The organism is Cellulosimicrobium sp. BMG9.22, assembly GCF_059159975.1.
Window position 1 is genome coordinate 1 of the sequence record NZ_JBZGBY010000005.1, and the last position, 20,031, is coordinate 20,031.

The 20,031-nt window shown below is 72.9% G+C and carries 19 protein-coding genes; 6 read left to right on the top strand and 13 right to left on the bottom strand.

Features of this window, described 5'->3' with window-relative positions:
• Positions 1-39: 39 nt before the first annotated feature.
• Both guaB and AC4H2H_RS05290 read right to left on the bottom strand, forming a co-directional pair.
• A complete protein-coding gene (gene guaB / locus AC4H2H_RS05285; protein ID WP_494369928.1) occupies positions 40-1,542 on the bottom strand; it encodes an IMP dehydrogenase in 1,503 nt (500 codons plus the stop codon).
• 126 nt (positions 1,543-1,668) lie between these two features.
• Positions 1,669-2,760 (bottom strand): MerR family transcriptional regulator, encoded by a 1,092-nt coding sequence (locus AC4H2H_RS05290; protein ID WP_494369770.1) that lies wholly within the window; start codon positions 2,758-2,760, stop codon positions 1,669-1,671.
• 303 nt (positions 2,761-3,063) lie between these two features.
• Between AC4H2H_RS05290 and AC4H2H_RS05295 the strand changes: the two genes are divergently transcribed.
• Complete coding sequence (locus AC4H2H_RS05295; protein WP_494369771.1) at positions 3,064-3,354, top strand: WhiB family transcriptional regulator; 291 nt, start codon at positions 3,064-3,066, stop codon at positions 3,352-3,354.
• Positions 3,355-3,514: 160 nt separating this feature from the next.
• On the opposite strand, the gene groES is transcribed toward AC4H2H_RS05295, so the two are convergent.
• Positions 3,515-3,811, bottom strand: coding sequence for a co-chaperone GroES (groES, locus tag AC4H2H_RS05300; protein ID WP_108048801.1), 297 nt, complete (start codon positions 3,809-3,811; stop codon positions 3,515-3,517).
• A 242-nt stretch (positions 3,812-4,053) separates the two neighbouring features.
• On the opposite strand from groES, the gene AC4H2H_RS05305 reads away from it, so the two are divergent.
• On the top strand, positions 4,054-4,731 hold the full coding sequence (locus tag AC4H2H_RS05305; RefSeq protein ID WP_494369772.1) for a JAB domain-containing protein: 678 nt from the start codon (positions 4,054-4,056) through the stop codon (positions 4,729-4,731).
• Positions 4,732-4,746: 15 nt separating this feature from the next.
• Here AC4H2H_RS05305 and AC4H2H_RS05310 read toward each other — a convergent pair whose 3' ends face one another.
• The 5 genes from AC4H2H_RS05310 to hsdR form a co-directional block, all read right to left on the bottom strand.
• Complete coding sequence (locus AC4H2H_RS05310) at positions 4,747-5,796, bottom strand: restriction endonuclease subunit S domain-containing protein (protein WP_494369773.1); 1,050 nt, start codon at positions 5,794-5,796, stop codon at positions 4,747-4,749.
• Positions 5,797-5,876: 80 nt separating this feature from the next.
• Positions 5,877-7,385, bottom strand: coding sequence for a class I SAM-dependent DNA methyltransferase (locus AC4H2H_RS05315; RefSeq protein WP_494369774.1), 1,509 nt, complete (start codon positions 7,383-7,385; stop codon positions 5,877-5,879).
• Positions 7,382-8,257, bottom strand: a complete 876-nt coding sequence (locus tag AC4H2H_RS05320; RefSeq protein ID WP_494369775.1) for a nucleotidyl transferase AbiEii/AbiGii toxin family protein — start codon at positions 8,255-8,257, stop codon at positions 7,382-7,384. Before AC4H2H_RS05320 ends, AC4H2H_RS05315 begins: the two co-directional genes overlap by 4 nt.
• Entirely contained in the window at positions 8,254-8,841 is a 588-nt protein-coding gene (locus tag AC4H2H_RS05325) for a type IV toxin-antitoxin system AbiEi family antitoxin domain-containing protein (RefSeq protein ID WP_494369776.1), read from the bottom strand. The genes AC4H2H_RS05320 and AC4H2H_RS05325 overlap by 4 nt, the downstream gene beginning before the upstream one ends.
• A gap of 68 nt (positions 8,842-8,909) precedes the next feature.
• Complete coding sequence (hsdR, locus tag AC4H2H_RS05330) at positions 8,910-11,357, bottom strand: EcoAI/FtnUII family type I restriction enzme subunit R (RefSeq protein ID WP_494369777.1); 2,448 nt, start codon at positions 11,355-11,357, stop codon at positions 8,910-8,912.
• Between the two features lie 127 nt (positions 11,358-11,484).
• Between hsdR and AC4H2H_RS05335 the strand changes: the two genes are divergently transcribed.
• The 3 genes from AC4H2H_RS05335 to AC4H2H_RS05345 are packed head-to-tail and all read left to right on the top strand — an operon-like array spanning position 11,485 to position 14,722.
• A complete protein-coding gene (locus AC4H2H_RS05335) occupies positions 11,485-12,768 on the top strand; it encodes a THUMP-like domain-containing protein (RefSeq protein WP_494369778.1) in 1,284 nt (427 codons plus the stop codon).
• The gene (locus AC4H2H_RS05340) at positions 12,765-13,922 is read left to right on the top strand and encodes a glutamate--cysteine ligase (protein WP_494369779.1); all 1,158 of its coding nucleotides are present in this window, start codon (positions 12,765-12,767) and stop codon (positions 13,920-13,922) included. Before AC4H2H_RS05335 ends, AC4H2H_RS05340 begins: the two co-directional genes overlap by 4 nt.
• 50 nt (positions 13,923-13,972) lie before the next feature.
• Positions 13,973-14,722: a class I SAM-dependent methyltransferase gene (locus AC4H2H_RS05345; RefSeq protein ID WP_494369780.1), complete on the top strand. Its 750-nt coding sequence runs from the start codon at positions 13,973-13,975 to the stop codon at positions 14,720-14,722.
• Positions 14,723-14,763: 41 nt separating this feature from the next.
• Here AC4H2H_RS05345 and AC4H2H_RS05350 read toward each other — a convergent pair whose 3' ends face one another.
• Both AC4H2H_RS05350 and tsaD read right to left on the bottom strand, forming a co-directional pair.
• On the bottom strand, positions 14,764-15,897 hold the full coding sequence (locus AC4H2H_RS05350; protein ID WP_494369781.1) for a hypothetical protein: 1,134 nt from the start codon (positions 15,895-15,897) through the stop codon (positions 14,764-14,766).
• A complete protein-coding gene (gene tsaD / locus AC4H2H_RS05355) occupies positions 15,894-16,943 on the bottom strand; it encodes a tRNA (adenosine(37)-N6)-threonylcarbamoyltransferase complex transferase subunit TsaD (protein WP_494369782.1) in 1,050 nt (349 codons plus the stop codon). The genes AC4H2H_RS05350 and tsaD overlap by 4 nt, the downstream gene beginning before the upstream one ends.
• A 128-nt stretch (positions 16,944-17,071) precedes the next feature.
• Between tsaD and AC4H2H_RS05360 the strand changes: the two genes are divergently transcribed.
• Positions 17,072-17,692: a malonic semialdehyde reductase gene (locus AC4H2H_RS05360; protein ID WP_494369783.1), complete on the top strand. Its 621-nt coding sequence runs from the start codon at positions 17,072-17,074 to the stop codon at positions 17,690-17,692.
• A 96-nt stretch (positions 17,693-17,788) separates the two neighbouring features.
• Here AC4H2H_RS05360 and AC4H2H_RS05365 read toward each other — a convergent pair whose 3' ends face one another.
• From AC4H2H_RS05365 to tsaB, 3 genes are read right to left on the bottom strand one after another with little or no spacing between them, the layout of a single operon-like run.
• Positions 17,789-18,706: a sulfurtransferase gene (locus AC4H2H_RS05365; RefSeq protein WP_494369784.1), complete on the bottom strand. Its 918-nt coding sequence runs from the start codon at positions 18,704-18,706 to the stop codon at positions 17,789-17,791.
• The gene (rimI, locus tag AC4H2H_RS05370) at positions 18,703-19,275 is read right to left on the bottom strand and encodes a ribosomal protein S18-alanine N-acetyltransferase (RefSeq protein WP_494369785.1); all 573 of its coding nucleotides are present in this window, start codon (positions 19,273-19,275) and stop codon (positions 18,703-18,705) included. The genes AC4H2H_RS05365 and rimI overlap by 4 nt, the downstream gene beginning before the upstream one ends.
• Positions 19,272-20,015, bottom strand: coding sequence for a tRNA (adenosine(37)-N6)-threonylcarbamoyltransferase complex dimerization subunit type 1 TsaB (tsaB, locus tag AC4H2H_RS05375; RefSeq protein ID WP_494369786.1), 744 nt, complete (start codon positions 20,013-20,015; stop codon positions 19,272-19,274). Before tsaB ends, rimI begins: the two co-directional genes overlap by 4 nt.
• Positions 20,016-20,031 lie beyond the last annotated feature (16 nt).

Here is a 20,031-nt window from a genome sequence, read left to right on the forward strand (position 1 = left end):
GGCCGTCGCGGTGTCCGTCGCGTGTCCGGCAGGTCCCCCTCAGAAGCCCGTGTAGTTCGGGGCCTCGACGGTCATCTGCACGTCGTGCGGGTGGCTCTCCTTGAGCGACGCGGACGTGATGCGGATGAAGCGGCCCTTCTCCTGCAGCTCGGGGACGGTCCGCGCGCCGACGTAGAACATCGTCTGGTGCAGACCGCCGACGAGCTGGTGCGCCACGGTGCCGAGCGAGCCCTTGTAGGGCACCTGGCCCTCGATGCCCTCGGGGACGATCATGTCGTCGCTCGTGACCTCGGCCTGGAAGTAGCGGTCCTTGGAGTAGGACTTCTTGCCGCGCGAGGACATGGCACCCATCGAGCCCATGCCGCGGTAGGCCTTGTACTGCTTGCCCTTGACGAGGATCGTATCGCCGGGCGACTCCTCGGTGCCGGCGAGCATCGAGCCGAGCATGACGGACTCGGCGCCGGCGACGATGGCCTTGCCGATCTCGCCCGAGTGCCTCATGCCGCCGTCGGCGATGACCGGCACACCGGCCGGGCGCGCCGCGAGCGACGCCTCGTAGACCGCGGTGACCTGCGGGACGCCGACGCCGGTGACGATGCGGGTCGTGCAGATCGAGCCCGGGCCGACGCCGACCTTGACGGCGTCCGCGCCCGCGTCGACGAACGCCTGGGCGCCCTCGCGCGTGGCGACGTTCCCGCCGATGACCTGGACGTCGCGCGTCGCCGGGTCGGACTTCAGGCGCGCGACCATCTCGATGAGCATGCGCACGTTGCCGTGCGCGGTGTCCGCGACGAGCACGTCGACGCCGGCGTCGATGAGCGTCGTCGCGCGCTGCCACGCGTCGCCGAAGTAGCCGATCGCGGCGCCGACGAGGAGCCGGCCCTGCCCGTCCTTCGAGGCCTGCGGGAACTGCTCGGACTTCACGAAGTCCTTGACGGTGATGAGCCCGCTGAGCCGGCCGTCCGCGTCGACGAGCGGGAGGCGCTCGAGCTTGTGCTTGCGCAGGAGGGCCGTCGCCTCCTCGCGCGAGATCCCCGCGGGCCCGGTGATGAGCGGCTGCGGGGTCATGACCTCGTCGACCTTGGTCGTCGCCCACTCCGCGACGGGCGTGAAGCGCAGGTCGCGGTTGGTGACCATGCCGATGAGGCGGCGCTCGGCGTCGAGGACGGGGAACCCGGAGATGCGGTACTCGCCGGCCGTCTTGTCGAGCTCCTCGAGCGTCGCGTCGGGGCCGATCGTCACGGGGTTGTCGATGATCCCCGTCTGGGTGCGCTTGACGAGGTCGACCTGCAGCGCCTGGTCCTCGATGGACAGGTTGCGGTGCAGCACGCCGATGCCGCCCTGACGGGCCATGGCGATCGCCATGCGCGACTCGGTCACCGTGTCCATGGCCGCCGAGACGAGCGGGACGCGGATCGAGATCTCGCGCGTGAGGCGCGTCGTCGTGTCGATGTCCGACGGCGCCAGGTCCGAGTAGCCGGGCTGCAGCAGGACGTCGTCGTAGGTGAGGCCGAGGAACCCGAACGGGTCACGGTCAGGCACCGGAGCAGCGACGGAGACGGGGGCGGGCACGGAACCGGGGACGGGCGAGACGGTCACACCTGGATTCTACGCCGGGAGCCCTCCGCGCATTCCCGCCCGGCAGGCGCCGCCGGGGCCGCTCGCACCTCAGCGGACGACGGCGAGCAGCTCGTGCAGGAGACCCGGGAAGCTGCGCACGCGGTGGACGGTCGCGGCGAGCGGCAGGTCGCCGGCGGCCTCGTCGCTGGGCAGGCCGACGAACACGGGCAGGCTCGGGTTCGCCTCGTGCGTCGCGTGGACGATCCCGAGGTCGGGCCGCGCCTGCGTGGTGACCATCGCGACGGCGGACGGACGGACCATCGTCACGAGCTCGAGCGTGCGGTGGACGTTGGCGGGGCCGGTGACGATGCGCGCCATCGCGCCGTGCGACGCGAGCGACGCGGCGAGGGCGTGCGCGGCGAGCGGCAGGGGCTCGTCGGGAGCCGCGAAGACGAGCACGATGCGGCGCATGCGGCTCGGGTGGTTCCGCGGCGGCCCGCCGGCGGCGACGAGGGCGTCCTCGCTCACCTGCGTGTACTCACGCAGGGCGCCGAGCGTCGCGTTCGCGAGCACGACCTCGGGGACCTCGCCCGGGCCGGCCAGCACGGTCCGCTCGGCGAGCCGCCCGAGCGCGGGCTCCACGAGGTCCGACCACCACGCGGCCGGGTCTGCCCCCGCGGGGATCCGCAGCAGGCGGTCGCACGTGCGCTGGTCGTAGGCGATCGCGGCGTCGACGACGTCGGACACGCGGGTGGGGCGCGGCACGTCCCGCGCCCCGACGGCGCGCGGCGCACCCGACCGGAGCGGCTCGCCACCCGGCACGGCACGGAGGAAGGGGCGCGACGGTGTGTCGGGGACCGTCGCGGGGACCCTCTCCGCCGGTGCTTCGTCGTCGACGCCCGTGGCCCTCGCTTCGGCATCCAGCTCGTCGGGGGAGACGCCGCCGCGGTGCGCGTCGAGCTCCTCGGCCCCGGCAGCGAGCGCGGCCCGGGCGGCGTCGGCGGGTGCCACGCCCTCGAGGGTCAGGCGCCGCATGACGACCAGGCGCGCGACGTCGTCGTCCGTGTACCGCCGGTGCGACCCCGCGCGGTGCTGCGACGGACCGAGCCCGTAGCGGCGGTCCCAGGTGCGCAGCGTCGCGGGCGCGACGCCGAGCCGGCGCGCGACGGCGGCGACGGCGAGGCCAGGGCTGGTGGACATGCTCGGTCGGGATCCCTCAGGGTCAGGGGCGGACCGGACGGGGGTCATGCATCGATTCTGCCGAGCGCGCTCGCGTCCCGCCACCTCGCCGAGGTCACAGTCGTGCACCCTTCGCGCCAGCAGTGGGCTGAATATGTTCACGTCGCACTCAAACGCGCCAGTCGAGTCTCGATCGCGCCATCGCTCCACCCGGGCATGCACCGTTTGCTGAAGCGGTCCGTCGGGCGATCGCGACGACCTGCCCGTTCACGGTTTCGACACAGGGGCTTGAACAACTTCTGCAACGCTTGTAGGTTGTTCGCCATGGCAGAGATCTCGAGGCTCCCCGGACCGGTCATGGAACTCTGGGAGTGGCAGTACCAGGGTTCGTGTCGCGACGAGGACGACACGCTGTTCTTCCACCCCGAGGGCGAGCGAGGGTCGACCCGCCGGCGTCGCGCAGAATCGGCGAAGGCGATCTGCCACTCGTGCCCCGTGATGATGCAGTGCCGCGAGCAGTCGCTGCGCGTGCGCGAGCCGTACGGCGTGTGGGGTGGGCTGAGCGAGGACGAGCGCGCCGCGATCCTCGCCGGCGGCGCGCGACGCACGGGCTGACGACCGCCTTACGGAACCCGAGACCCCCAGCACGGCCCCGGTCCGACGACGCACCGGGCGCACGTGCGCACGACCGTGGGCGGTGGGGCGACCGTCCGCGGACGCAGCAGGGCCCCGCGACCCGAAGGTCGCGGGGCCCTGCCGTGCAGAGCGGTCGGCGTCAGCCGACCACCACGGCGAGGATGTCGCGCGCGGACAGGACGAGGTAGTCCTCGCCGCCGTACTTGACCTCGGTGCCGCCGTACTTGCTGTAGATGACCTTGTCGCCGACGCTCACGTCGAGCGGGACGCGGTTGCCGTTGTCGTCGACACGGCCCGGACCGACCGCCAGGACCTCGCCCTCCTGGGGCTTCTCCTTGGCGGTGTCCGGGATGACCAGGCCGGATGCGGTCGTGGTCTCGGCCTCGAGGGCCTTCACGACGATCCGGTCCTCGAGCGGCTTGATGGGGACCGACACGTCGGACCTCCCCTTTCGCTATGAGAACTGCAACGGATGGGTCGAGCGCTCCCTGCCGGCCGTCGTCGCGGGTGCCGGACGGCATGATCGCTCGTGGTGCCGCCCTCGCGAACGGGAGCGGCACGCCTCAAATCTAGGTCGCCGTTAGCACTCGGTCAAGGCGAGTGCCAACCTGTCCGCGCTGCGCGTACCCGGGTTGTGGATACCCGCCTCGTCGGCCCGGCGCCTGCCAGGGTGGCGGAGTGACCTCGCCACCCACGATCGCCGACCTCCCGGAGGACCAGCGGCCCCGCGAGCGCCTGGCCCGGTACGGCGCCACCGGACTCACCGACGCCGAGCTGCTGGGGATCCTGCTCGGCTCCGGACGGCGCGGGGCGAACGTCGTCGACCTCGCAACTCGGCTCCTGGTGTCGCACGGCGGCGTCGGCGGCCTGCGCCAGGTCGACGTCACCGCGCTGTCCACCGAACCCGGGGTCGGTCCCGCCAAGGCCGCCCGCGTCGTCGCCGCCCTCGCCCTCGCTGCGCGGGCGGAGGCGTCCGTCGACGACCGCGCGGTCGTCGCGCGGTCCTCCGACGTCGCCCGCCTCGCGGCGACCCACCTCGCCGGGGCGCGGCGTGAACGCGTCGTCCTCGTGGTGTGCGGGGCGGGGAACCGCGCGCTCGCCACGGTCGTGGTGTCCGACGGCGGAGCGCACCATGCGTCGTTCCCCGTCCGCGAGGTGCTGGCGGAGGTCCTGCGACGCGACGGCGTCGCGTTCGCGCTCGCCCACAACCACCCCGGCGGCGACCCCACCCCGAGCATCGCCGACCGCGAGGTCACGCGGGCACTGCGAGACGCCGCCACCGGAATCGGGCTGCGCTTCCTCGACCACATTGTGGTCGCGGGCAGCGCGTGGGCGTCGGCCACGGAACCGAGGTGACCTGGCACCCTCGGGTCACGTCGCGAGCAGTCGGGCGAATTCCTCATTGCGAGCAGCGGGGAGCAGTCCGTCGGCAAGCGCCCTTCGACGAGTTTCCAACCGGGCAACGCGTCGGAGCACGGCAAGCCGTCGACCAACCTCACGCTGAACTTCGACCGACGGGAGCGGCGTCGTCAGTCCCTCGAAGGTTTCCGGGTTGAGTCGTCGCCGCCGGAGATTCGTCCCCTTGGAGACGCCGCCGACCCTCTCCGCAAAGGACTCCCACGTGACGAGGGCCTCGAGAAAGTCCCGATCGGCCCTGTCTGAATCGATCTCGTACGTGATGAACTCTGGCGAGGTGTGGCGACCATCGAGCTCCTCGGGGACAACACCGAACGCACCCTCCCAGGCGCCGAGCTTGAGGTAGATCAGGTCACCCGCACGGACGCGAGAGAGCCGTGGGTACTTCGTCTCTGTCCCTCCGAGCGTTCCGGCGTCGAAAGCACCACGCCCACGGTTGCGCATCCCCAGCATCGCGTAGCGCGCCTCGTCGACGACCTCGACCGACTCGGTGCGCCGACTGACAAAGCTGCCGATCCTGGTCAGTGGCGCACCATCGAGCGCTGCAGCGAGGACCTGGGCGCTCACCGATACCGAACTGTCCCCGCGTGCCGCGATCTGCCGAGAGACTCGGTCAACGTGGTCGAGGCGGGCGGCGATGGCGCGCTGGGTGGGGAGGTCCGGGAGCGGAACCGTCGCCGCCTCGAAGCGCTCCGGTGCGACTCGTTGACGGCGTTGCCCCAGTCCGTTCGTCGACCTGGCCAGTTGATCGACAAAGCCGTCCCATCGAACCGTGTGACTCAGGTATCTAGAGTCGATCTGGCTCTCGTCGACCTCGTACGTAGGGAATTCGCTCGACACCCACCCGTCTCGCTCGGCGATCGTCACCGAGCCCTCCCAAGCGAACAACTTGCTGAATACGAGGTCGCCGGCCCGCAGCGGGCTCAGACGGGGGTACTTCGTCTGCGAGCCACGAATGACCTCGCGGACGAACGACCCCCGACCACGATTCAGCAGTCCGATCATGGTGTATTCCGCGTCCGGATCAACTGGTTGCGCATCTGCTCGACGGCTAAGAACCCGGCCGATCGAGACGTTTCGAACGCTCATTCAGCACGCTCCGCACGAACGTCCGCGCGCAGGCCGCGCAGGAGGTCGAGGATCTGCTCCTCGACCTCGACGAGCTCGTCGAGGATCTCGGCGACCGGACGGTTCTCCAGCGTGTCGCCCACGTGGGGGTTGCGGAGGTCAAGGTCGTATCCGCGCTCCACGATGTCCGCGACCGGGACGTTCCACGCGTGCGCGTCCTCGACGCGCGCCTTCCGTCGCTCGGGGCCGGCACCCGGCTCACCCCACCACGCGGCCAGGTCGGCGAACTCCTCGTAGCGCAGCGGCTTCGTCTTGGTGTACTTCTTGCGCCCCTCGGGCAGGGGCAGCTCGTAGAACCAGACGTCCGTCGTCGGGCGCCCTGCCTCGAAGAACAGGAGGTTGGACGGGATGGCGGTGTACGGCTCGAACACGCCGTTGGGCAGCCGGACCACGGTGTGCAGGTCGAACTCCTCCAGCAGCTTCTTCTTGATCCGCCCACCCACGCCCTTGTCGAACAGCGTGCTGTTCGGCACCACCACGGCCGCCCGGCCGCGCTTGCGCGCGATGCGCGCCATGACGGCCTGGAGGAACAGCCACGACGTCTCCGCCGTCTGCATCCCCGCCGGGAAGCCCTTCGCGACCTCGGCCTCCTCCTCGCCGCCGAAGGGCGGGTTGGTGAGGACGACGTCGACGCCGTCGTCCCGCTGCTCGCGCAGCGGCGACAGCAGGGAGTTCCCCCGCACCACGTCCGGGTCGAGCGCACCGTGCAGCAGCAGGTTCATCTGGCACAGCAGGAACGGCTGCGGCTTCTTCTCGAACCCGCGCAGCGAACCACGCGTGCGCTCGCGGTCCGCGACCGTCGTCGTCTTCCGCGCGACGTGCTCGTGCGCCTCGACGAGGAACCCGCCGGTCCCCGTCGCGGGATCCATCACGGTCTCGCCCACCTGCGGGTCGACCATGTCCACCATGAAGCGCACCACCGGCCGGGGCGTGTAGAACTCCCCCGCGTCGCCGGCCGAGTCCCGCATCTCCTTGAGCATCGACTCGTAGACGAGCGCCATGGTGTGCAGATCGTCGGAGGAGTTGAAGTTGACGCGGTCGATCTCCTCGGCCAGCTCCGCGAGGAGGTAGCCGGAGAGCATCCGGTTGTGCACGTCGGCGAAGACCTGCCCGATGACGTCGCGCTCGCCGCCGCGCGCCCCGGTGCCCGCGACTCCGGCCAGGTGCGGGATGAGGTTGCCGTTGACGAACGTGATGAGCGCCTCGCCGGTCCTGGGCGTGCCCGCGGCCGATCCCGCCCAGTCGCGCCACCGGTTCGGAGCGTCGAGCAGCGGGACGTAGTCGTCCTCGATCAGCTCGCGCCGCAGCTCGTGGTCGTCGAGCGACTTGAGGAACAGCATCCAGGAGAGCTGCGGGATGCGGTCGGCATCGCCGTTCAGCCCCGGATCCTTGCGCATGATGTTCCGCGCACGTTTGATCACCGTCGTCAGCTCGGCGCGGGACGACGTGGGACGGGCGGCGTTCACGGGGACTCCTGTCGGGAGGCATGGTCACGGAGAGCAACGGAATACAGGTCACGCGCGAGAGCGAGGGCATCGGTCAAGGTCCTCGCCGAGACGTCGTACGGAGCGGCGAGATCTGCGTAGTCGGTGACCCAGGCCGCGGGCGGGTCCGGCAGCAGGACCGGTGGGTCCGCTCCGTCCCGCACCTGGAAGACGACCCGGAGCCGATCGCCGAGCCGGGCATCGTCGAGGGCCCCGGACTCCACGAGGAGCACGACGTCGAGGAGGTCCTTGACCCGCGTCGACGGGCGAGGGTGCGCGTCGACGGCGCTCAGGGCGTGGAGCTTCTCCGCGGCGTGCTGCGCCGTGTCGACGGCCGTCACCGTGATCGGTCGCCAGCCCGGTTCGGCGACGAGCTCGGGCAGCGTGATCTGCTCGGTCCCTCCGGCGACCTCGTCGGGCCGCGCAACCACGTCCACCCGGAGGTTGACGAAGTCGCGACCCGCCAGGAGCGCGGTCACCGACAGGCGTGCGCCGGCGCCACCGAGCTGCTCGGCGTCGCCCAGGTGCGCACGCGCTCCGGCCACGCGGAAGACGAAGCCGTCGCCGTCGATGTCGCGCTCCAGCGACTCCGCGAGCAGCTCTGCAAGATCGTCCCGGCCGCCCGCGGGGGACGTGACGAGATCAAGGTCCTTGGTCGCCCGTGCGCGGGAGCCGAGGCGCGCCTCCAGCAGGTAGCCGCCCTTGAGCACCCACCCGTCGTCGAGACGTCGCAGCAGCCGCTGGAACGCGAGGTGGCGCCGCAGCCGGTTGACGTCCTGGGCACGCTCACGGGCCAGGAGCTGGAGCCGGGCGTCCAGGCTCGCTCGCAGCGCCGCCGGCTCCCGAGGCGTCATCGCCCGGCCGCCGCGAGCGCGCGCTCGATCCGCAGCGCGGCCCGGTCGCCCCCCTCGTCGGCACGCCCTCGCAGGGCGCGGGCCGTGACGAGTCCGCGGTCGAGCGCCTCGGCGACCGCCTCGTCGACGGCCTCCTGCCCGGCGGTCGACGCGACGTCGAGCAGCGTGCGGAGCGGTGTCGTCACCCGGAAGGCACCGCGATCCTCGACGTCGGCGTCCGGCACGGTTCCCGACACCGTGCGCACCGCGGGATGACGCGCACGAAAGCCCTGCGGCACGGTCATCGTCACCTCCGCCGGGTCCAGCGAGCCCAGGTCGTGGACCGCGAGCGCCGTCGCGTGCGAGAGGATTCCCCGGCCGCGGCTCCACAGCGACCACAGCACGTAGACGTCCTCGATCTCGCTCGGCCAGTCCCGCAGCCGGAAGATCCCGCGCTCCACGCGCAGCCAGTTCCCCGCGTCCACGTGGTACTTCTGCCCCTGGTGGCTGAACCCGAGCGACACCGCCTGCGCCGCGGTGAAGTACCCGGCCTGGCGGTACGCGAGCGCGTGCAGCGCCTGCTGGGCATCACGGCGCTGCGTCACGGGATGAGCCTATCAGGCGTAGATACTCAAACTTTCCTTGAGTTTTGCGTCTCAACACGACACGTAGATCAAGCAACCTTGTCGTCCTCGTACAGCCACTTCTGCAAGTCGTCGACCCATGAGCGGATCGACGCTCCCCCGCCGAAAGCTTCCACGAGCTCGAGCACGGTCCCGCGCTCGCTCAGCGGGCGCACCTGAAGAGCGGCGAGCGTCACCTCGCCGATCCCCTCCTGCGCGTAGCGGTTGAGCAGAACGTCGATCACCTCGCGGGCGACGGAGCCGAGCCGCTCGATCTCCTCACCGTGGGCGACGCGCACACGCGCCGCCCGCTCCCGGCGCGTTCGCGGCTCGAGGTCCCAGGCGACCGACGACAGCACGTCGAACGCGTCGACGTCGGCCAGTCGGACGTGCTCCGCGAGCAGGTCGACGTCGATGCCGCGGCGATCCAGCTCCTGGTGGAGCGCGCGCCTCGCCTCCGGCTGCCCCCAGGCCATCCGCAGGTCGTCGGCCGACGGGAAGAGGGAGCGGACCCGATCGCGGACGAAGGCCCGGTACTCGAGCGTGGTGAGGCGCCCGGTGCCGGGATCGATCAGCTGCAGTCGTTCACCGAGCAACCGCACGGGCTCCCCCTCGACGGTGAGGATCCGCACGGGTACCGCCGCGGGACCTTCGCCGTCGCCGTGGAGATCACCGCCCGCCTCGTGCTGGAACTCCGGGTCGGGCTCCTCCACGCGGAGCACCCCGTCCTCCTCGACGACGCCCAGCGGGTCCTCGCCCTCGTCCACGACGAGGGTCTCGCCGTCGTGCACCACCTCCGTGCGCGGGGCCGGCAGCGGCCCGTCGAACTCGGGGTCACGGAACTTCGCCGAGGCGCCGACGTAGTCGACCACCTCGAAGTACTGCTTGCCCTTCGGCGGGTACAGGCGCGTGCCGCGCCCGACGATCTGCTTGAACTCGACCATCGAGCCCACCGGCCGGCACAGCACGACGAAGCGCAGGTCCTCGATGTCGACCCCCGTGCTGAGCAGGCGCGCGGTGGTCGCGGCCTGCGGAGAAACCGTCTCCGGATCCGTGAACGCCTGGAGAAAGCGCGCCCGGTCCGGCTCCGACCCGACGATCCGCACCGCCCACTCGGGGTCGCGCCGGGTCTTGTCCGGGTCCGCGGCGAGCAGGGCGGCCTTCATCTCGTACGCGTGCTGCGCGCTCACGCAGAAGACGACCGTACGTTCCCCCGGGTGCTCGCGGAGCAGACCGACGAGGTGCTCGGCCATCGCGGCCGTCCGGTCCGGGAGGGACAGGCGCCGTTCGAAGTCCGGTGTCGTGTAGACGCCCTCGGGGATCTCACGGCCGTCGACGTCGCGCCGCCCAGGCTCGGCCTCCCACCCGAACGCGTCCACGTCGAGGATCACGCGGCGCACGCGGTACGGCGCGAGGTACCCGTCCTCGATGCCCTGAGCGAGCGAGTACTCGTAGACCGGGTCGCCGAAGTACTCGTACGTGTCGACGTTCGTGTCCCGCTTGGGTGTCGCGGTGAGGCCTACCTGGACCGCTGCGTCGAAGTGGTCGAGGATCCCCCGCCAGCGGGACGTTGCCGCCGCGCTGCCACGATGGCACTCGTCCACGACGACCAGGGAGAAGAAGTCGCGCGGCAGCGACTCGAAGACGCTGGGCGGCGTCTCTCCCTCGCCGAGCTCCGCGGACTCGCCGTCGAGTCCCTGATACGTCGCGAAGTACAGGTCCCTGCTCTGGGAGGTCGAGTGCTTGGACAGGCGCGCCACCGGCTCGCGACCGAACGCCGCGACGAAGTCCGTCATGGGCTTCGACACGAGCAGGTCACGGTCCGCGAGATACAGCACGCGGTACGTGCGTCCACCGTCCAGACGGCGGCTCGCCTCACGCAGCTTGTGCACGAGCTGGAGCGCCGTGAACGTCTTGCCCGTCCCGGTCGCCATGAGCAGCAGCACACGGCTGCTGCCGGCGTCGATCGCCCCGATCACCCGCTGGACGGCCGCGCGCTGGTAGTACCGCGGCACCTTCACGTCGCGTCCCCCGTGCGAGCGCAGCACCCGGTTGTACGGGACGCGCGACGCGACAACGCCGCGGGCGCCCAGCGCGCGCCCTGCGGCGTACGCGTCCCAGAGCTCGCCCGGGCTCGGGAACCCTGCGACCCGTGTCTCGGTCCCGGCGTTCCGGTCGTGGAGCAGCACGTCGGCGCCGTTCGACGCGAACGCGAACGGCACGTCCAGCCGGACCGCGTAGTCGATCGCCTGGCCCACCCCGTCCGCAGCCGACCGGTACGCACGCTTCGCCTCGACCACCGCGACAGGGACCCCGTCCACCTCGAGCACGTAGTCAGCGACCCGCGGACGGCCCTTCGCCTGGCGCATCGCGTGCTCCGAGTCCCGGTTCTGGAGCGGGTACTGCTCGACGATCTGGCCCTCGCCCCACCCGGCCGTCCGGAGGGCAGGCAGGATCACGTCCCTGCACGTCGTCGACTCGAGAGGCCCCTGCACCATGCTGCAGATCGTACGAGCCGCCGCCCACACGGGCGCCCGCGGGACGTACCGCGCGCCGCGTCCCGCACCTCGGACTTCCCGTGCCCTCCGGCGCGGGTAGCCGGTCTCCCGTGGAAGGATCGACGCCATGGACGCCGCCACGCTGTCGAAGCTGCTCAGCCCCGAGGGCTGGGCGCTGCTCAGCGCGCTCCCGCCCTACGACGAGCAGCAGGCGCTCGTGCTGTCCGCGGGGCTGCGCGCCAAGGGTGTCGACCCCGAGCTCGCGGCCGCCGCGCTGACCCAGTCGCGACTGCGTGCGGCGGCGCGCAGCAAGCTCGGCGCGTTCGCCGACGGCATGCTCTTCACCCAGGCCGGCCTCGAGCAGGCGACGCGGCTCGTCGTCGCCGGCCTGCACGCCCAGCGGTACCGGGACGCGGGCGTGCACCGGGTCGCGGACCTCACGAGCGGGATCGGCGTCGACGCGCTCGCGTTCGCGGCGTCCGAGCTCGAGGTGCTCGCGACCGACGTGGACGAGCTCACCGCGGCGGTCGCGACCGTGAACCTGCGCCACTTCCCCGAGGCCGAGGTGCGCCACGGCGACGGCCTGGCCCTCGACCTCGAGGGCGAGCGGATCGACGGCGTCTACGCCGACCCGGCGCGCCGCACCCGCTCGGGCTCGCGCGTCTTCGACCCGAAGGCCTACGCGCCGCCCCTCGACGCAGTCTGGGCGCTGCGCGAGCGCGTGCCCGCGGTCGGCATCAAGGTGGGGCCCGGGATCTCGCACGACGGTCTTCCCGCCGACGCCGAGACGGAGTGGGTGTCGGTCGACGGCGACGTCGTCGAGGCGGGCCTGTGGTTCGGCCCGCTCGCCCCCGAGGGCCCGGGGCGCTCCGCGCTCGTCCTCACCACGCGCGCGGCGCCGGACGGCACGGGAGACACGCGCACCGCGACGCGCCGCCTGGCCCACCGCCCGGGTGACGACGACGTCGTGCCCGACGTGGGCGGCGTCGGGCAGTACCTCTACGAGCCCGACGGCGCGGTGATCCGCGCGGGCCTGGTCGCGCACGCCGCGCGCGACCTCGGCGGGCGCCTGCTCGACCGCACCATCGCCTACGTCACGACCGACTCCCCCGCCCGCCTCGACGAGTCGGGGCTGGCCGAGGGCCTGGCCCGGGGCTACCGGGTGCTCGACACGATGCCGTTCGGCCTCAAGCGGCTGAAGGCCTACCTGCGCGAGCGCGGCGTCGGACGCCTGACGATCAAGAAGCGCGGCACCGCGGTGACGCCCGAACAGCTGCGTCGCCAGCTCTCGCTCGCCGGGGACGCGACGGCGACGATCGTCCTCACGCGCGTGGGCGGGTCCCAGCAGGTGCTCGTCGTCGAGCCGCTGGAACATGCCGGCACGAGCGGCCGCGCGGAGGGGCCCCGGTGAGCACCGGGCCGCGCCGCACGGCCATCCCGTTCGCCCGGTCGGAGCGCTCGACCGTGGGACTCGAGTGGGAGCTCGCCCTCGTCGACAGCGACTCGGGCGACCTCCGCCAGGTCGCGCAGACCGTCCTCGACGCGGTGCGGCCCCCGGGCGCCGACTCGCACCCGTCGATCAAGCAGGAGCTGCTGCTCAACACCGTGGAGGTCGTCAGCGGGGTGTGCCGCACGGTCGGGGAGGCGGGGCGCGACCTCGAGCGCTCGATCGAGGAGATCCGCGCCGTGACCGACCCGCTGCGCGTCGAGCTCATGAGCGCGGGCACGCACCCGTTCGCCCGATGGGCGCAGCAGAAGGTCACCGACAAGCAGCGCTACAACACCCTCATCGACCGCACCCAGTGGTGGGGCCGGCAGATGCTCATCTACGGCGTGCACGTGCACGTCGGCATCGAGGACCGCGACAAGGTGCTGCCGATCCAGCGCGCGATGCTCACGACGTTCGCGCACCTCCAGTCGCTCTCGGCGAGCTCGCCGTTCTGGGGCGGCAAGGACACGGGGTACGCGTCGAACCGCGCGCTGATGTTCCAGCAGCTGCCCACCGCGGGGCTGCCGTTCCAGTTCGCGACGTGGGACGAGCTCGAGGGGTACGTCGCCGACATGCTGCACACGGGCGTCATCGACGCGTTCGACGAGATCCGCTGGGACCTGCGGCCCGCCCCGCGGTTCGGGACGCTCGAGACGCGCATCTGCGACGGCGTCACGAACGTCTCCGAGCTGCTCGCGCTCGCGGCGCTCACGCACTGCCTCGTGGAGCACTTCTCCACGCTGCTCGACGAGGGACGCGAGCTTCCCACGATCCCGCCGTGGTACGCGCAGGAGAACAAGTGGCGCTCGGCGCGCTACGGCATGGACGCCATCGTCATCCTCGACCGCGAGGGCAACGAGGAGCTCGTGACCGACGCCGTCGCACGCCTGCTCGTCGAGCTCGAGCCGGTCGCGGCCCGGCTCGGGTGCCTCGACGAGCTCGACGGCGTCCGGACGATCCTGCGGCGCGGCGCGTCCTACCAGCGCCAGCGGGCCGTGGCGCGGCGCAACGGGGGCGAGCTCGACGCCGTCGTGCGCTCGCTCGTCGCGGAGATGCGCGCGGGCCGCCCGCTGTAGCCGCACCACCGGCGGGCAATTCCCTTGCGGCCGTGCGGGATCCTGGGCGCATGGAACCTGCCGACTTCTACACCGGTCTCGTCGCCGAGCTGTACGCCCCGCTCAAGGGGCGGAACGAGGCGTCGGACCGCTACGTACGCTTCGTGCGCGAGGCCGGGGAGCCGTCGCTCGAGCTGGGGTGCGGCGACGGCGAGCCGCTGCTCGACCTTCGCGCGCTCGGCCTCGACGTCGAGGGCGTCGACTCGTCGGCGGACATGCTCGCGCGCTGCCGCGAGCTGGCCGCGCTGCGAGGGGTCGACGTCGTGCTCCACCACCAGCGCATGGAGTCGCTCGACCTGGGCCGCCGCTTCCGGTCGATCTTCCTCGCCGGGCCGACGTTCACCCTCCTGCCCGACGACACCACCGCGCTCGCCGCCCTGCGCGCGATCCGTGCGCACCTCACCGCGGACGGCACGGCGCTCGTCCCGCTGTTCGCCCCGGAACCGACACCCCCCGGCGACATCGGCACGTTCCGCGAGACGACCCGCGAGGACGGCGCGACGCTGCGCGTCGGGGTCGTCGCGGAGGAGTGGGACGAGGCGGCGCGCACCCGCCGGACGACGCTGCGCTACGAGCGCGTGGTCGACGGCGCGAGCACGGTCGACGACCGCGTGTGGACGATCCACTGGTACCCGCGCGCGGGATTCGACGAGATGGTCGCGGCCGCGGGCCTGATGACGGTCGACGTGCTGGACGACGACGGACACCCCGCCGGTCCGGACGACACGAGCGTCCGGTACGTGCTCCGCGCCGCCCGGTAGCCGCGTCGGCGGCGCTCACGACCGTCGCAGTCCGCGTCGCCTCAGTAGTCGCGGACGACGACGCCGAGCTCGGCCGCGCGGTCGGCGAGCCAGGTCTCGGACCAGTCGTCGGTGTCGCACGGCGACGACGTGCGGTCCGCCGCCTCGGCCGAGTACCCGCCCCACGACAGGACGCGGCACGTCGCGTCCGTCTCGAGCGCGTGCGTCCACTCCTCGTCCTCCGCCAGGCCCGAGTCGACGGCCGACTGCATGAGGTCGAACTCGTGCCACCACTGGAGCATGTGCGAGAGCTCGTGGGCGAGCAGGACCTGCTTCGCGGCGTCGTCGGCGCCGTCCGCCCACCACACGAACAGGACCTGCGGGTAGGAGGGGTGGAAGCAGCCCGCGTACCCGTCCTCGTACGAGCCGTGCTCCTCGACGTGCGTCATGCCGCAGTTGAGCGTCGCGTCGTCCGTGAACACGACGCGCACGCCCTCGTTCGCGGGGTTGAGGGCGAGCACCCAGTCGGTGGGGTCGGGGTGCTCCGGCAGGAACGGCGTCGTCTGCGTCGCCCCGGGCACCGGGTCCGGGAGCGGCTCGGCGTACTCACCGGCACGCCAGCGCTCCTCCATCCCGCTCGTCGAGGTTCCCGGGTCAGGGCTCGGGTCCTCCCACACCGTGGGCGGCGGGACAGCGCCCGCCTCCTCGGTCGGCAACCCGGGCACGTCGTCCGGGAGCCGGTCGCGCACCTCGTTCAGGAAGGGGACGGCGACCGACACCGCGAGCACGACCAGGAACATCACCGCTCGGCCCCACCCCCGGCGTCGGCGGCGCGACGCGCCCCACGACACCGTGGGTGCCCCGTACGCCGGCGCGGAACCCGGCGACCCGTAGGCCGGAGCGGGCTGCGACGGAGAACCGTACAGAGGGGCCGGTGACCCGTACGGCGGGGTCGGCGAAGCGTATGGCTGGGCCGGCGAACCGTACGGCTGGGCGGGCGCCCCGAACTGCTGGACCGGCTGCGCCGGCACCGTCTGCCGGGCGACGAGGTCGCGGTGCTGCGCGGCCCAGTACGCCGCAGCGCGCTCGGCCTCGGCCCGGTACGGCCCGGTGGACGACGCCGCGGCCTGCGCCCAGGCGCGGGAGCGGCGCAGCGCCTCGTCCGGGGTGAGCCCGGGCTCTGCCGTGGTGCTCACACGTGGGTCACGGTGAGCGGCATGGACGAGTCGACGCCGATGTCGAGTCTCGACGGCGCCACCCCCGCCCGCACGACGGCGGACCCGAGGGCCGCGATCATCGCGCCGTTGTCCGTGCAGTAGCGGATGGGCGGGATGCGCAGCTCGATGCCCGCCTCGGCGCAGCGCTTGGCTGCCATGTCGCGCAGCTGCGAGTTCGCGCTGAACCCGCCGCCGACGACGAGCGTCGACACGCCGTGCCGCCGGCACGCGGCGATGGTCTTGGCGGTGAGCACGTCGGCGACGGACTCCGCGAAGGAGGCCGCGACGTCGTGCACGGGGATCTCCTCCCCCGCGTCCTGGCGTGCCTCGACCCAGCGCGCGACAGCCGTCTTGAGGCCGGAGAACGAGAAGTCGTACGCGTGCTTCTCCTGGTCTTTGCGCGCCGTCAGCCCACGGGGGAAGCGGATCGCGTTCGGGTCGCCCTCGCGCGCGAGGCGGTCGATGTGCGGTCCGCCCGGGTAGGGCAGGCCGAGCAGGCGGCCGACCTTGTCGAACGCCTCGCCCGCGGCGTCGTCGAGGGTCGAGCCGAGCTCGGTGACCGACGTCGCGACGTCGTCGACCAGGAGCAGCGAGCTGTGCCCGCCCGAGACGACGAGCGCCATGACGCGCTCGGGGAACGCGCCGTGGACGAGCTCGTCCACGGCGGCGTGGCCGATGACGTGGTTGACGCCGTAGAGCGGCTTGCCGAGGGCCAGCGCGAGGGCCTTCGCGGCGGAGGCGCCGATCGTCAGCGGGCCGACGAGCCCGGGACCGGCGGTCACCGCGATCGCGTCCACCTCGGACAGGTCGACGTCGGCCGTGCCGAGGGAGCGCTCGATCGTGGGGATCATCGCCTCGAGGTGGGCGCGCGACGCGACCTCGGGGATGATGCCGCCGTACCGGGCGTGCTCGTCCATCGAGCTCGCGACGGTGTCGACGAGGAGCTCGCGACCGCGGACCAGCGCGACGCCGGTCTCGTCGCAGGACGTCTCGATGCCGAGCACCAGGGGCTCGCCGGGACTCACTGACAGCTCACTGGCACAGAGGGAACCATGGCGTCCAGGGTAGTCGGGTGCGCGGACGGCGCGTGCGCTGTCATGCACGTCACACCGTCTGCCCGGAAGACGATTGCGGTTTCAACCGTTCCCCTGGCATGAGCACCGACACCCTCGCGCCCGCGAGCCTCCAGATCGACGACACCACGGCCGACCGCCTCTTCCGCGAGGCGCGCACCACCGCGCAGTTCACCGACGCCGAGGTGACCGACGAGCAGCTCGCCGCGGTCTACGACCTCGTCAAGTGGGGCCCGACGGCCATGAACACCGTCCCGCTGCGCCTCCTCGCCGTGCGCACGCCCGAGGCCCGCGAGCGCCTCGTCGCGCACATGAACGACGGCAACAAGGAGCGCGTCGCGACCGCGCCGCTGTCGCTCGTCGTCGCGTACGACCCGGAGTTCCACGAGCACCTCGACACGCTGTTCCCGCACATCCCCGGCATGCGCGACACCCTGCACGGCGCCCCCGACATGCGCGACGGCATGGCCCGCGACAACGCCTACATCCAGGCGGGCTACCTCGTCGTCGGCCTCCGCGCCGCGGGCCTCGCCGCCGGCCCGATGAACGGGATGGACCGGGCCGGGATCGACGCCGAGTTCTTCGCCGACAACGGCTGGAAGTCCATGCTCGTCATCAACGTCGGCATCGCCGAGGGCGAGGGCACGACCTACCCGCGCGCGCCGCGGCTCACGCCCGAGCAGGCCATCACGACCGTCTGAGCACGCTCGTCCCGTCGGGTCCGGCCCGTCGACAGACCGCCCGACCGACCCGCACGTCCCGCCGAGGCGGCGCCCAATCGGGCGCCGCCTCGCGCGTCACCGGGAGGAGGCGCCCGTCGCCGCGGGCCGCCCCGGGTCGTTCGACCACTGCGACCACGAGCCCGGGTAGAGCGCCGCGTCGACGCCGAGGGTCGCGAGCGCCGCGACCTCGTGCGCCGCCGTCACGCCCGAGCCGCAGTACACGCCGACCCCCGGTCGCGCGTCCGGCTCCGTGCCGCCGGGCACGGCAGGCGCGGCACCGTCGGTGCCTCGTGCCGTCGCGACGCCCAGCCCGGCGAACCGCGCGCGCAGAGCGGCGGCGTCGAGGAACGTCCCGTCCGGGGCGAGGTTGCCGGTCGTCGGGGCGCTCAGCGCGCCGGGGACGTGTCCCGCCCGCGGGTCGACCGGTTCGACCTCGCCGCGGTAGCGCTCGGCCGCCCGCGCGTCGAGGAGCGTGCCCGACGCCGCGAGGTGCGCCGCGCCGTCGGCGTCCACGACCGGCATCCCGCCCGGCGTGACGACGACGTCGCCCGGCTCGGGCCGCACCTCGCCCTCCTCGACCGCGTACCCCGCGGCCTGCCAGGAACTCAGCCCGCCGTCGAGGATCCGGACGTCGTCGTGGCCCGCCCAGCGCAGCAGCCACCAGGCGCGTGCCGCGGACGTTCCCCCGACGGCGTCGTAGACGACGACGCCCCGGTCGCCCCGCACGCCCCAGCGGCGGGCGGCGGCCTCGAGGTCGGTCACGTCCGGCAAGGGGTGGCGACCCGTCGCGGGCGAGGGCGGCGCCGCGAGCTCGGTCTCGAGGTCCACGTACACCGCGCCGGTGACGTGCCCGGCGAGGTGCTGCTCGCGACCGTCGGTGACGCCGAGCGCCCACCGCACGTCGAGCACGACGGGCGGTCGCTCGCCGGCGAGCGCGTCCGCGAGCCCGCGCACGCCGACGAGCACCTGGTCACGGCGAGCGTCGTCGGTCACGCGACGACTCCGGGCTCCGGCGCCGTGCCGTAGCCGGGCGTGTCCTGCGTCGTGCCGTCGTCGTCCGCGGGCACGGCGTCCTCAACGGGGCCGAGCTCGAGCCGCATCGTGTAGGCGTCGACGTCCTCGGGCTGGTAGTAGCGCTTGCGGATGCCGAGCTGCTCGAACCCGTGCTTCGCGTAGAGGGAGAGCGCGGGGTCGTTGTCGACGCGCACCTCGAGCAGCACCGCGCTCGCGCCGAGCTCGCGCGAGCGCGCGACGAGCGCGTCGAGCAGCGTGGACCCGACGCCCTGGTGCTGGAACGCCGGGTCGACGCCGATGGTCATGATCTGCGTGACGTCGCCGTCGAACCACAGACCCGCGTAGCCCACGAGCGGTTGCGGCCCGGCGGCGTAGAGCCGCACGGGCTCGGCGGCGACGTACCAGCGTCCGAAGCCCGCGAGCTCGTCGGCGAGCATCCCGTACGTCCACGCGCTGCGCCCGAACAGCTCGCGCTCGAGCTCGACGACGCGGTCGAGATCCGCGGCCTTGAGCGGGCGCAGGCGGATCTCGTAGCGGCGCTCGCTCATCGCGCGCGCTCCGGCTCGGGGTCGGAGGCTTGGGCCGGCGACGTGTCGCTCACGCGCTTGCGCGCGGCGGCCTCGTGGACGTCGGGGCGGCGCAGGTACAACGGCTCGGTCGGCTGCTCGACCCCCGCGGCCTGCCGCGCGATCGCGAGCCGCGCGAGGACGGCGGCGTCCGGGACGAGGGGGGCGTCGTCGGCGGCGTCGAGGACGTCCGGGTACAGCTCGGCGCCCTCCCCCACGACGACCGCTCCCGCGGCCAGGTCGCCGAGGGACGCCGCCGGGCCGACGTCGGGACCTGCGACGGTCTCGAGGACGGGAACCGCGTGCGGGCCCTCGTGCGCGACGACGCGGTAGCGCGCCCAGTACACCTCGCGGCGGCGGGCGTCGGACGCGACGAGCAGCTCGGCGTCGGGCTCGAGACCCAGGTCGCTCACGGCCTGGGCCGCGATCGCGTCGAGGCTCGGGACGCCGAGCACGGGGATCCCGAGCGCGAAGCCGATCGCCCGTGCCGTGACGAGACCGACGCGCAGGCCGGTGAACGGCGCGGGGCCGGTCCCGACCGCGACGGCCGTGAGGTCACGGCGGTCGACGCCGGCCTCGGCGAGCGCCTCCTCGACGAGCGGGGCGAGCGCCTCGGCGTGCCGGCGCCGCTCGGGCGCGTCGCGGCGGGCGAGACGAGCGCCGTCGTCGGAGACGACGGCGACGGTGACGGAGGCGGAGGTGTCGAGCGCGAGAACAGCCACGGCACCAGCGTACGGC

Excerpts from the sequence above, each read along its gene's own strand:
- rimI (WP_494369785.1), bottom strand. The coding sequence starts at position 19,275 with ATGAGCGAGCGCCGCTACGAGATCCGCCTGCGCCCGCTCAAGGCCGCG.
- AC4H2H_RS05320 (WP_494369775.1), bottom strand. The coding sequence starts at position 8,257 with ATGACGCCTCGGGAGCCGGCGGCGCTGCGAGCGAGCCTGGACGCCCGG.
- AC4H2H_RS05345 (WP_494369780.1), top strand. The coding sequence starts at position 13,973 with ATGGAACCTGCCGACTTCTACACCGGTCTCGTCGCCGAGCTGTACGCC.
- AC4H2H_RS05290 (WP_494369770.1), bottom strand. The coding sequence starts at position 2,760 with ATGTCCACCAGCCCTGGCCTCGCCGTCGCCGCCGTCGCGCGCCGGCTC.
- AC4H2H_RS05360 (WP_494369783.1), top strand. The coding sequence starts at position 17,072 with ATGAGCACCGACACCCTCGCGCCCGCGAGCCTCCAGATCGACGACACC.
- AC4H2H_RS05310 (WP_494369773.1), bottom strand. The coding sequence starts at position 5,796 with ATGATCGGACTGCTGAATCGTGGTCGGGGGTCGTTCGTCCGCGAGGTC.
- hsdR (WP_494369777.1), bottom strand. The coding sequence starts at position 11,357 with ATGGTGCAGGGGCCTCTCGAGTCGACGACGTGCAGGGACGTGATCCTG.
- AC4H2H_RS05335 (WP_494369778.1), top strand. The coding sequence starts at position 11,485 with ATGGACGCCGCCACGCTGTCGAAGCTGCTCAGCCCCGAGGGCTGGGCG.
- AC4H2H_RS05295 (WP_494369771.1), top strand. The coding sequence starts at position 3,064 with ATGGCAGAGATCTCGAGGCTCCCCGGACCGGTCATGGAACTCTGGGAG.